Raw genomic sequence first — 11,453 nt, forward strand, 5'->3', positions numbered from 1 at the left:
CAACCTCCTGAAAAAGGTGAGCACTTGTCTTGTTCCGCGTATTCCCAACACGCCTACCGGCCAGTAAAAACCGTGGGTAACCCCACTTCCAGGAGGCGCAATGACGCGCACCAGAACCAGGTGGCGAGGACCCGTCGCGGCCGCGACCGCGTTCGCCGCGGCGCTCGCCGGGCTGACGGCCGCCACGTCACCCGCGAACGCGGCTGCCGAAACTACGCGTACAACCACATCCGTACCACTCTCTCCCGAACTGGAGCGAATCCGCGCGGCCGAGGCCACGGCGCTGTACGGCAGTCCCGCCGAGCGGCCGCTCGCCGAGCGCAAGACCGGCCTGATCTCGCTCGGCGACAGCGAGATATCCGGCGAGGGCGTCGGTACGTACGAGCCTCCCACCAACGGCCCCGACAACTGGTGCCACCGCTCGCCCGACGCCGCCATCCACCGCACCGGCATCCCCGCCGACGTCACCTACAACGTCTCCTGCTCCGGCGCTTCCACGGGCAACATCCGCATCGGCGGCAGCAAGCAGTACGCCGACGAGCTCGTCCAGAGCGACAACCTCGCCATCAAGGCCCGCAACACCCGTATCAGGATGGTGCTGCTGGTGGCCGGCGCCAACGACGATCTCCAGTTCGGGCCGGTGATGACCGACTGCGTCACCCGCTACCTGACCTTCCAGGGCCCGTGCGAGCCCAAGTACGCCCCCGGCTGGCAGGCCCGCGTCGACGGCCTCGTCCCCAAGGTCGAGCAGACCGTCCGCGACCTGCGCACCGTGATGCGCGACGCCGGGTACGCCGACGGCGACTACAAGCTGGTCGTCATGGGTTACCCGAGCCCGATCGGCCCCGACTTCCCGGACAATCCCGACTTCCCCGGCAAGGTCGCCTGCGGCGGCCTCGGGTACGACTCCGACACCGTCTGGGGCCGCAACACCGCCGTACCCGCCTTCGAGCGCGGCATGCGGCGGGCGGCGGCCAGCACCGGCGCCGTGTACCTGGACAACTCCCGGCTGTTCCACGGCCACGAGGTCTGCATGGACAGCGCGTGGGCGCGCGGGCTCTACATCGACCTGTCCAAGCCCGGTATGCCGGACGAGAACTCCGTCCGCCAGTCCTTCCACCCCAACGGCGCCGGCCACGCCGCCTTCGCCTCCTGCCTGACCCAGCTCTACAACGCGGGCGTACGCGAGGCGAGTTGCGCCGACCCGGCGTCCACGGGCAGGCCGGTGCTGCTGCCGGGCGCGTGGGACGACCTCTTCAGGCCGCTGCGCAACGAGGCCACCGGCACGTGCCTCGACGTCCCGGCGTCGGTCACGCGCAACGGCACGGCGGTCGGCGGCTGGGACTGCCACGGGGGCCGCAACCAGAACTGGTGGTACGACGCCGCCCACCAGTCCGTCCGGACCGAGCTCACCCACGACCGCTGCCTGGACGTCCCCGGCGCCTCCTACCAGACGGGCAAGGCCCTGATCCTCTGGAACTGCTCGGGCGCCGCCAACCAGCGGTTCGTACGCCAGGGCGCGACGCTCCGCCCGGCCGCGGCCACGTCGCTGTGCCTGACGCTGGGCGCGGCGAAGGACCCGCTGCGGCTCCAGCCGTGCGACGGCTCGGCGGGCCAGCGCTTCGCCTGACACGCGCGCGGGCCCGGCCACCGTGACGGCGGCCGGGCCCGTAACCACCCGTCTTACGCCAGTCCCGGCCCCCGTACCGGAATCGACGTGAACGTCGGGGCGGGCGCCGGGTCCTGGAAGAAGTCGTTGCCCTTGTCGTCCACCACGATGAACGCCGGGAAGTCCTCGACCTCGATCTTCCAGACCGCCTCCATGCCGAGCTCCTCGTACTCCACGACCTCGACCTTCTTGATGCAGTCCTGCGCGAGCCGCGCCGCCGGGCCGCCGATCGAGCCCAGGTAGAAGCCGCCGTGCGCGGCGCACGCGTCCGTGACCTGCTTGCTCCGGTTGCCCTTCGCCAGCATCACCTTCGAGCCGCCCGCCGCCTGGAACTGCTCCACGTAACTGTCCATGCGCCCGGCCGTGGTCGGCCCGAACGACCCGGAGGCGTACCCCTCCGGCGTCTTGGCGGGACCGGCGTAGTACACCGGGTGGTCCTTCAGGTACCGCGGCATGTCCTCGCCCGCGTCCAGCCGCTCCTTGATCTTGGCGTGCGCGATGTCGCGCGCCACGACGAGGGGGCCGGTCAGCGACAGCCGGGTCTTGACCGGGTACTTCGACAGCTCGGCGAGGATGTCGTCCATCGGCTGGTTGAGGTCGATCCTGACGACGTCCCCCTCCTCCGCCAGCTGCTCGTCCGTCGTGTCGGGGAGGAAGCGCGCCGGGTCCGTCTCCAGCTGCTCCAGGAAGACGCCCTCGGCCGTGATCTTCGCGACGGCCTGGCGGTCGGCCGAGCACGACACGGCGATCGCCACCGGGCAGGACGCGCCGTGCCGGGGCAGGCGCACCACGCGCACGTCGTGGCAGAAGTACTTGCCGCCGAACTGCGCGCCGATGCCGATCTTCTGCGTCAGCTCGAAGACCTTCTCCTCCAGCTCCTTGTCACGGAAGCCGTGCCCGAGGACCGAGCCCTCCTCCGGCAGCTCGTCCAGGTAGTGCGCGGAGGCGTACTTCGCGGTCTTCAGCGCGTACTCGGCCGACGTGCCGCCGACGACGATCGCCAGGTGGTACGGCGGGCAGGCGGCCGTGCCCAGCGAGCGGATCTTCTCCTCCAGGAACGTCATCATGGAGGCCTCGTTGAGGACCGCCTTCGTCTCCTGGTACAGGAACGACTTGTTGGCGGAGCCGCCGCCCTTCGCCATGAACAGGAACTTGTACGCGCCGCCGTCCGTCGCGTACAGCTCGATCTGGGCGGGGAGGTTGGAGCCGGTGTTCTTCTCCTCCCACATGGTGAGCGGAGCCATCTGCGAGTAGCGCAGGTTGAGCTTGGTGTACGCGTCGTAGATGCCCCGCGAGAGGGCTTCCTCGTCGCCGCCCTCGGTGAGGACGTTCTGGCCGCGCTTGCCCATGACGATCGCCGTGCCGGTGTCCTGGCACATGGGCAGCACGCCGGCGGCCGCGATGTTGGCGTTCTTCAGCAGGTCGAGTGCGACGAACTTGTCGTTGCCCGACGCCTCCGGGTCGTCGATGATCTTGCGCAGCTGCGCGAGGTGCGCGGGGCGCAGGTAGTGCTGGATGTCGTGGATGGCCTCTTCGGCGAGCTTGCGCAGCGCCTCCGGCTCGACCTTGAGGAACGTACGGCCGTCGGCCTCGAAGGTGGAGACACCCTCTGCGGTCACCAGGCGGTAGGGCGTGGTGTCGTCTCCAAGGGGGAGCAGATCGGAGTACGCGAACGCAGGGTTGGGCGGGCGGGAGACAGGGGGCATTGCGGCCATTCCTCACTCGGCGGACAGCGGCGCCGCCTCCATTGGCGGCGCGCTCACAAGCGTAGAACGCCCTGACCGGCCCGAACCTGTGAGGTAAGGCTCAGTTCCCGGCGCCCGTACGCCAACGCGGCGGGGTGACGCCGTCGCGCCCCCTGGTCGCGATCTATCGCGTTTCGCTACGCTGAATCCGTGGACCTCGAAAAGCAGCCGCAGCAGCCGACCCCGCCCGCCGCAGCCATGCGGGCCTCGGACGCGGACCGGGACCGGATCGCGGACATCCTCCGGGAGGCCCTGGCCGAGGGGCGGATCGACGCCGAGGAGCACGCGGAACGGATCGACGCCGTCTACCGCGCCAAGACCGTCGGCGAGCTCGAACCCGTCGTACGGGACCTGCCCGCCACCCGCCCCGCCGGTGAGCCGGCGCCGCGGCGGTACACCTACGGGCCGGACGAGCCCGGCGGCCCCACCGACAAGCTGGTCGCCGTCTTCTCCAGCTCGACCCGCAGGGGCCGCTGGCGCATCGGGCGGCGCACCACCGCCTTCTCGCTCTTCGGCAGCGTCGAGATCGACCTCACCGAGGCCCTCTTCACACAGCGCCTGACCACCATCAACGCGACGTCCGTCTTCGGCAGCGTCGAGGTCCGCGTGCCCGAGAACATCACGCTGCGCGGCAGCGGCAGCGGCGTCTTCGGCAACTTCGAGGTGGTCAACCTGGAGGCCACCGACCCCGAGGCCCCGGTCGTCGTCATCAACGGCTACGCGGTCTTCGGCAACGTCGAGGCGAGGCCGAAGCGGGGCAAGCGCATCGCCGACCTCCACGGCAAACTCCGTCACCACCTTGGGCATTGAGGACTCACGGCTGATTCGGGACCGCCGGCGTTCCGCCCCTTGGACCCGAGCGCCACGCAGTGCATAGGCGCGCGCACAGCGGGTAGGGCTTGCTGCATCGTCTCTCGCTCGCGAAGCCGTCGTCAGGAGTAGACCGTGCTGCAACTGCCGCATCAGCCCCTCCAGGTCGCCGCCGTCCCTGCCCCGCGCCTTCCCGCGCGAGAGGATGAGGCCGGGCCGTGGCACACGGAGGCGGTGTGCCGCCGGGACGAAGCCGGCCTGTTCTTCGCCCCGTCCAAAGAGCCCACGGCCGCCCGGCTGGCGCGCGAGGAGGCCGCCAAGCGGGTCTGCGCCCGCTGCCCGGTCATGGTCGAGTGCCGGGAGCACGCGCTGCTCCAGCCCGAGCCGTACGGCGTGTGGGGCGGCCTGACCGCGGCCGAGCGCCGTGTCGTGCTCGCGCGGCGCCGGCGGCGCGAGGTGGAACTGAAGAAGGCCGCCTCGACGGGCCGGCAGATCGCCGCGGCGGGCTGACGGCCACCGCCCGGCCTGCCCGTACGGGAAGGGGCGCCCCCACCGCACATGGGGGCGCCCCTCTTCGTACCGCCGTGCGTGCCTACTTGGCCCGGTCGAAGTCGATCTGGCTGTACGCGCGCAGCTTCGACAGCCGGTGCGTGGAGTCGATCTGCCGGATCGTGCCCGACTTCGAGCGCATCACGAGCGACGAGGTCGTCGCCGTCTCGGCGCGGTAGCGCACGCCGCGCAGCAGCTCGCCGTCCGTGATGCCGGTCGCGACGAAGAACACGTTGTCGCCGCTGACCAGGTCGTTGGTCGACAGCACCCGGTCCAGGTCGTGGCCCGCGTCGAGCGCGCGCTGCCGCTCCTCGTCGTCCTTGGGCCACAGCTTGCCCTGGATGACACCGCCCAGGCACTTGATGGCGCAGGCGCTGATGATGCCCTCGGGCGTGCCGCCGATGCCCATCAGCAGGTCCACACCGGTGCCCTCGCGCACGGCCATGATCGAACCGGCCACATCGCCGTCCGAGATGAACTTGATCCGTGCGCCCGTCTCGCGGATCTCCCGGACGATGCCCTCGTGGCGCGGGCGGTCGAGGATGACGACGGTGACGTCCTCGGGCGAGGAGTGCTTGGCCTTGGCGACACGGCGGATGTTCACCGACACCGGGGCGTCGATGTCGACGAAGTCGGCCGCCTCCGGGCCGGTGACCAGCTTGTCCATGTAGAAGACCGCGGACGGGTCGAACATGCTGCCGCGGTCGGCCGCCGCCAGCACGGCGATGGCGTTCGGCATGCCCTTGGCGGTGAGCGTGGTGCCGTCGATCGGGTCCACGGCGATGTCGCACTCGGCCCCGGTCCCGTCGCCGACCCGCTCGCCGTTGAACAGCATCGGGGCTTCGTCCTTCTCGCCCTCACCGATGACGACGACGCCGTTCATCGACACGGTGGACACGAGCGTACGCATGGCCCGTACGGCCGCGCCGTCGGCGCCGTTCTTGTCCCCCCGGCCGACCCAGCGGCCGGCGGCCATGGCGGCGGCCTCGGTGACCCGGACCAGTTCGAGGGCGAGGTTGCGGTCGGGGGCCTCGGGCGAGACCTCGAGCTCGGACGGCAGATGATTGTCGGTCATCGGTACGCACCTTTCTGTACGGCGACGGCCGCAAGTGGTGAAGAGGGTGCTGCGACTCTATCGGTAGGTCGACATATTGAGCAGAGGGGCCCACGTATGAGCAGGCCACCCTGATGCGACCATAGGGGCGTGGCAGGTATGCGTGGCAAGCAGACAGTGCGTGGGATGTTCCAGTCGATGGCGGTCATCGGCGTGGCCGCGGGCGTGATGTATCTCTTCATCCCGCACGACGACACGGCCGACCCGATCAAGCCGGTCGACTACCGGGTCGAACTGGTGACGGCCCAGCGCGCGGCGCCGTACCCGGTCCTGGCGCCCGAGGGGCTGGCCGAGGGCTGGAAGCCGACGTCGGTCGACTACGACCGCCAGGACGGCGACGCCTGGCACCTGGGCTTCCTGACCCCCGACCGGCAGTACGTGGCGGTGGAGCAGTCGACGGCGCCGGCGGAGAAGTACATCGCCGAGGTGACCCACCAGGCGTCGGACACGGGCCGCAGGCAGCAGCTGGCGGGCAGGACGTGGCAGCGCTGGGAGGGCCCCAAGTACGACGCGCTGGTGCTGCGCGACAAGGGCGTTACCACGGTTGTGACCGGTACGGCGACGCACGAGCAGCTGGTGCGCATGGCGACCGCGCTGCGGCCGGAGAAGGCCTGAGGAACGAAGACGGCCCCGGGCACCAGGGGGGATGGTGCCGGGGCCGTCGGTCTCGGGTGACCCGGGGGCCGGTCAGACGTGGTGATGACCTCAGACGGTGGTGATGACCTCGTCGTACGCAAGCCGCGGGCTGCGCGGGAACCAGGCGTCGTCGCCCGGCTTGCCGATGTTGACGATCATCAGCGGGGTGTGGTCGCCGTCGAGGAATTCCTTCTGTACGCCGGCGAAGTCGAAGCCCGTCATCGGACCGGCGGCCAGGCCGGCGGCGCGGACGCCCACGATGAAGTACGCGGCCTGGAGGGCGGCGTTCAGGCCGGCGGCCTGCTCGCGGACCGGGCGCTCGGCGAAGAACACGTCCTTGGCCTGCGGGAAGTGCGGGAACAGCTGCGGCAGCTCCTGGTGGAACTCGTTGTCCGCGGCGAGGATCGCGACCAGCGGGGCAGCGGCGGTCTTGGCCTGGTTGCCCTCCGCCATGTGCGGGATCAGGCGCTCGCGGGCCTCGGCGGAGCGGACCAGGACGATGCGCAGCGGGGACTGGTTGAAGGCCGTGGGGCCGTACTTGACCAGGTCGTAGATCGCCTGGACCTGCTCCTCGGTGACCGGCTCGTCGGTGAAGGTGTTGGCGGTGCGGGCCTCACGGAAGAGAAGGTCCTGGGCGGCGGGGTCAAGGGCGAGGGACATGCTGCTGCCTTTCGGAGGTGCAAAGGATCAAGCGATATGCACCACCGTACGCTCGTGATTGGTGAAGTTTCAACTAAATCGGTGGCCCGGTGATCCGTCTCACAGCAGGCACCTCCACCTGCCTGCCGGACCCCCGCCCTACGGCGCCGCCCGCCGCCCGCCGCCCGGGTCAGGGCTCCCGGCCGGCCTCGGGGCCCGGTTCGGCCAGCGCCGCGTCCAGGCGGGCGCGGGCGCCCTCCAGCCAGCGGCGGCACACCTTGGCCAGTTCCTCGCCCCGCTCCCACAGGGCCAGCGACTCCTCCAGCGTCGTACCGCCCGCCTCCAGCCGGCGCACGACCTCGATCAGCTCGTCGCGCGCCTGCTCGTACCCGATCGCCGTCTCATCGGCCGTCGCCGCGTTCGTCACCGCGTCCGTCGTATTGGCTGCCATGCGCCCAGCCTAAGGGCGGGGTACGACACCGCCGGCGTCCACGCGCACCGTGAACTCGCCCTCCGCCACCCGGGCCCGCAGCTCCTCGTCCGGCGACACGTCCTCCGGCGACCGGACCACCGTCCCGTCCGCCCGTTGCAGCACCGCGTAACCCCGCTCCAGCGTCGCCGCCGGGGAGAGCGCCACCACGCGCGCGCGGGTGTGCGACAGCTCGGAGTCCGCCCGGTCCAGCAGATGGCCGAGGACCCGGCGGCTGCGCGCCAGCAGCGCGTCCACCTCCGCCTCCCGCTCGTCCACCATCCGCTGCGGGTGCTCCATCACGGGCCGGGCCAGCGCGTGCGCGAGGCCGCGCTCCTCCCGGTCCAGCAGGCCCCGCACCGTACGCAGCGCGCGGTCGCGCAGCGACTGGACCCGGTCCAGCTCCTCGCCCACGTCCGGGACGACCTTCTTGGCCGCGTCGGTCGGCGTGGAGGCCCGCAGGTCCGCCACGAGGTCCAGCAGCGGCGAGTCCGGTTCGTGCCCGATCGCCGACACCACGGGCGTACGGCAGTCGGCGACCGCCCGTACGAGCTGCTCGTCCGAGAACGGCAGCAGGTCCTCCACGCTGCCGCCGCCGCGGGCCACGATGATCACGTCCACGTCCGCCAGCTCGTCCAGCTCCTTGACGGCCTGGATCACCTGGGGCACGGCGTGGACGCCCTGCACGGCGACGTTGCGCACCTCGAACCGCACGGCCGGCCAGCGCCGCCGTGCGACCTCCAGGACGTCCCGCTCGGCCGCCGACGCGCGGCCGCACACCAGGCCGATCAGCTGCGGCAGGAACGGCACCGGCTTCTTGCGGGCGGGCGCGAACAGCCCCTCCGCGCCCAGGGCCCGCTTCAGCGTCTCCAGCCGGGCGAGCAGCTCCCCGATCCCGACCGGCCTTATCTCCGTCGCCCGCAGCGACAGCTGCCCGCGCGGCGCGTACCACTCGGGCTTGGCGCACACCACGACCCGCGCCCCCTCGGAGACCACGTCCGCGACCGCCTCGAAGACCTGCCGGAAGCAGGTGACGCTCACGGAGATGTCGTACGACGGATCCCGCAGCGTCATGAACACGACCCCGGCGCCCGGTCGCCGCGACAGCTGCGTGATCTGGCCCTCCACCCAGACGGCCCCGAGCCGGTCGATCCAGCCCCCGATGAGCCGCGACACCTCACCGACGGGCAGGGGAGCTTCGGCAGACGTATTGAGACCCATGCGAGCGAGCGTACGCGCCCCCACCGACAACCCCGGGCCCCCGCCGCCGCGCACCGGCACGCCCCCGCCACCGAGCCCTCGCCGCGCGAAGCGGCCACCCTCCCCGGCGGGCCGGGGGGCAGACCACACCTCGGGACCACGTGCTTGGGCCGGTGCGGCGGCGTGCCCGAACCAGCCCTCCGTACCGCGAACCGCTCCCCACGCGCGCGTGGGGCAGGACGAACGTCGTCAGCGCACCGACGTCCACCACCGGCACCGGGTGGTCCGCCGCGCGGTGCTGCCGCGCCGTGCCTTCAGTCCCAGCCACCAGTCTCAGCCACCTGGCCGATCTTCCGGCTCTCCGGCACGCCCTACGATGGGAGGCATGACTGCTACGCCTGCCAGCCCGTCGCCCGACAAGCGCGTCCTCCTCGCCGCTCCCCGTGGCTACTGCGCGGGCGTGGACCGTGCCGTGATCGCCGTCGAGAAGGCCCTGGAGCAGTACGGGGCCCCGATCTACGTCCGGCACGAGATCGTCCACAACAAGTACGTCGTCCAGACCCTGGAGAAGAAGGGCGCCATCTTCGTCGACGAGACGGCCGAGGTCCCCGAGGGCTCGATCGTGATGTTCTCGGCGCACGGCGTGGCGCCGACCGTCCACCAGGAGGCCGCCGAGCGCAAGCTCGCGACGATCGACGCGACCTGCCCGCTGGTCACCAAGGTCCACAAGGAGGCGGTCCGGTTCGCGAGCGAGGACTTCGACATCCTCCTGATCGGCCACGAGGGGCATGAGGAGGTCATCGGCACCTCCGGCGAGGCCCCGGACCACATCACGCTGGTCGACGGCCCGGACGACGTCGAGAACGTCACCGTACGGGACGAGTCGAAGGTCGTCTGGCTCTCCCAGACCACCCTCTCGGTCGACGAGACGATGGAGACGGTCGACAAGCTGAAGGAGAAGTTCCCGAAGCTGATCTCCCCGCCGAGCGACGACATCTGCTACGCCACGCAGAACCGCCAGATCGCCGTCAAGCAGATGGGCGCCGACGCCGACCTGGTCATCGTGGTCGGCTCGAAGAACTCCTCCAACTCGGTCCGGCTGGTGGAGGTGGCCCTCGGCGCGGGCGCGAAGGACGCCCACCTGGTCGACTTCGCCGAGGAGATCGACGAGGCGTGGCTTGAGGGCGTGTCCACGGTCGGCGTCACCTCCGGCGCCTCCGTCCCCGACGTCCTGGTCGAGGGCGTCCTGGAGTGGCTGGCGCGGCGCGGTTTCGAGGACGTGGAGATCGTGAAGGCGGCCGAGGAGTCGATCACCTTCTCGCTGCCCAAGGAACTGCGCCGGGACCTGCGCGCGGAGGCCGCCGCTCTCAGCGAAAAGCAGTGACTGTCGCGGTGACTGTCAGCGCCGCCCCGTAACGTTGGGTCCATGAACGTCTTCGGAGTGGACATCGGCGGGTCGGGGATCAAGGGCGCTCCCGTGGACCTCGAACGCGGCGATCTGGCCGAGCCCCGCCACAAGGTACTGACCCCGCAGCCCTCGACGCCGGACGACGTCGCCGGCTGCGTCGCCGAGGTCGTGGCCCACTTCGGCTGGTCGGGCCCGGTCGGCGTCACCTTCCCCGGTGTCGTCACCGGCTCCACCATCCGTACGGCCGCGAATGTCGACAAGAGCTGGATCGGCGTCGACGCGGCCGCGCTGCTCGGCGAGCGGCTGAGCGGCATGCCCATCACCGTCCTCAATGACGCCGACGCGGCCGGGATCGCCGAGATGACCTTCGGTGCGGGGCGCGGCCGCAAGGGCACGGTGATCATGCTGACCTTCGGTACGGGCATCGGGAGCGCGCTGTTCACCGACGGCCGGCTGGTGCCCAACACGGAGCTGGGCCACCTGGAGCTGGACGGCCACGAGGCGGAGAAGCGGGCCTCGACGAAGGTCAAGGACGACAAGGACCTGAGCTGGGAGGAGTGGGCCCAGCGGGTGCAGAAGTACCTGGCCCATGTCGAGATGCTGTTCTCGCCGGAGCTCTTCATCATCGGCGGCGGGGTGAGCCGCAAGGCGGAGAAGTTCCTGCCGCTGATCAAGGGCGTCCGTGCCGAGATCGCCCCGGCGGAGCTGCAGAACAACGCGGGGATCGTGGGCGCGGCGATGGCCGCCGGGGCGCGCTGACGCCCCGCGCCGGCACCCCGCCGCGGGGCGTCAGCGCTGGGTCGCCCGGGCGGCGGCCGCGGCCCGCTGCCGCCGCCCCATCAGCCGTACCTTGCGTACGGAGGTGATCAGGCCCGCCACCAGCGTGCCGCCGTACAGCCAGCCGGCGTGCACGGCGAGCGCGGTGACCACGGCCATGGTGCGGCCGCCGAACCCGCCGGTGCCGCCGGCGATCGGTACGACCCCGACGGCGAAGGCGATCGGCACGCTGATCGGCGCGGTGACAAGGTCGGCCCCCCGCACCCACAGCGCGGTCAGCGCGCTGACGGGCAGGAAGAGCAGCCCGTAATCCTCGGCACCTGGAAGGGCCTCACCAAGGAAGCCCAGGGCGCGCCGCACGGCGAACTCACCGTGGTCATCACCAAGGGCGAACCGGGTGACGACGTCATGCGGCTGACCGCCACCCTGACCGTCCT

General features: G+C 71.1%; 12 protein-coding genes. 6 read left to right on the plus strand and 6 right to left on the minus strand.

Features of this window, described 5'->3' with window-relative positions; genetic code table 11:
- The first annotated feature begins 100 nt into the window (after positions 1–100).
- A complete protein-coding gene (locus QWM81_RS21980) occupies positions 101–1,630 on the plus strand; it encodes a ricin-type beta-trefoil lectin domain protein (protein ID WP_290113958.1) in 1,530 nt (509 codons plus the stop codon).
- A 53-nt stretch (positions 1,631–1,683) separates the two neighbouring features.
- Here QWM81_RS21980 and QWM81_RS21985 read toward each other — a convergent pair whose 3' ends face one another.
- Positions 1,684–3,375 carry a fumarate hydratase gene (locus QWM81_RS21985; protein ID WP_290113962.1) on the minus strand — a complete coding sequence of 564 codons (1,692 nt, stop codon included), beginning with the start codon at positions 3,373–3,375 and terminating at the stop codon, positions 1,684–1,686.
- A 189-nt stretch (positions 3,376–3,564) separates the two neighbouring features.
- Here QWM81_RS21985 and QWM81_RS21990 point away from each other — a divergent pair, with 189 nt between their 5' ends.
- Positions 3,565–4,224, plus strand: a complete 660-nt coding sequence (locus QWM81_RS21990) for a DUF1707 SHOCT-like domain-containing protein (RefSeq protein WP_290113964.1) — start codon at positions 3,565–3,567, stop codon at positions 4,222–4,224.
- A 135-nt stretch (positions 4,225–4,359) separates the two neighbouring features.
- On the plus strand, positions 4,360–4,734 hold the full coding sequence (locus QWM81_RS21995) for a WhiB family transcriptional regulator (protein ID WP_290113966.1): 375 nt from the start codon (positions 4,360–4,362) through the stop codon (positions 4,732–4,734).
- A gap of 82 nt (positions 4,735–4,816) precedes the next feature.
- On the opposite strand, the gene glpX is transcribed toward QWM81_RS21995, so the two are convergent.
- Complete coding sequence (gene glpX / locus QWM81_RS22000; RefSeq protein ID WP_290113967.1) at positions 4,817–5,848, minus strand: class II fructose-bisphosphatase; 1,032 nt, start codon at positions 5,846–5,848, stop codon at positions 4,817–4,819.
- A 129-nt stretch (positions 5,849–5,977) separates the two neighbouring features.
- On the opposite strand from glpX, the gene QWM81_RS22005 reads away from it, so the two are divergent.
- Positions 5,978–6,502: a DUF4245 domain-containing protein gene (locus QWM81_RS22005; RefSeq protein WP_290113968.1), complete on the plus strand. Its 525-nt coding sequence runs from the start codon at positions 5,978–5,980 to the stop codon at positions 6,500–6,502.
- Positions 6,503–6,592: 90 nt separating this feature from the next.
- On the opposite strand, the gene QWM81_RS22010 is transcribed toward QWM81_RS22005, so the two are convergent.
- From QWM81_RS22010 to xseA, 3 genes are all read right to left on the minus strand, one after another.
- Positions 6,593–7,183: a malonic semialdehyde reductase gene (locus tag QWM81_RS22010; RefSeq protein ID WP_290113969.1), complete on the minus strand. Its 591-nt coding sequence runs from the start codon at positions 7,181–7,183 to the stop codon at positions 6,593–6,595.
- 169 nt (positions 7,184–7,352) lie between these two features.
- Complete coding sequence (locus QWM81_RS22015; RefSeq protein ID WP_290113970.1) at positions 7,353–7,613, minus strand: exodeoxyribonuclease VII small subunit; 261 nt, start codon at positions 7,611–7,613, stop codon at positions 7,353–7,355.
- A gap of 9 nt (positions 7,614–7,622) precedes the next feature.
- Entirely contained in the window at positions 7,623–8,852 is a 1,230-nt protein-coding gene (gene xseA, locus QWM81_RS22020) for an exodeoxyribonuclease VII large subunit (protein ID WP_290113971.1), read from the minus strand.
- A 364-nt stretch (positions 8,853–9,216) separates the two neighbouring features.
- On the opposite strand from xseA, the gene QWM81_RS22025 reads away from it, so the two are divergent.
- Positions 9,217–10,215 carry a 4-hydroxy-3-methylbut-2-enyl diphosphate reductase gene (locus tag QWM81_RS22025; RefSeq protein WP_290113972.1) on the plus strand — a complete coding sequence of 333 codons (999 nt, stop codon included), beginning with the start codon at positions 9,217–9,219 and terminating at the stop codon, positions 10,213–10,215.
- A 42-nt stretch (positions 10,216–10,257) separates the two neighbouring features.
- A complete protein-coding gene (ppgK, locus tag QWM81_RS22030; RefSeq protein WP_290113973.1) occupies positions 10,258–10,998 on the plus strand; it encodes a polyphosphate--glucose phosphotransferase in 741 nt (246 codons plus the stop codon).
- A 30-nt stretch (positions 10,999–11,028) separates the two neighbouring features.
- Here ppgK and QWM81_RS22035 read toward each other — a convergent pair.
- Positions 11,029–11,453: DUF6542 domain-containing protein (locus QWM81_RS22035; RefSeq protein ID WP_353938334.1), on the minus strand; the 425-nt coding region annotated here is incomplete at its 5' end.

It is taken from the genome of Streptomyces ficellus (assembly GCF_030406405.1).
GTDB classification, from domain to species: domain Bacteria; phylum Actinomycetota; class Actinomycetes; order Streptomycetales; family Streptomycetaceae; genus Streptomyces; species Streptomyces ficellus_B.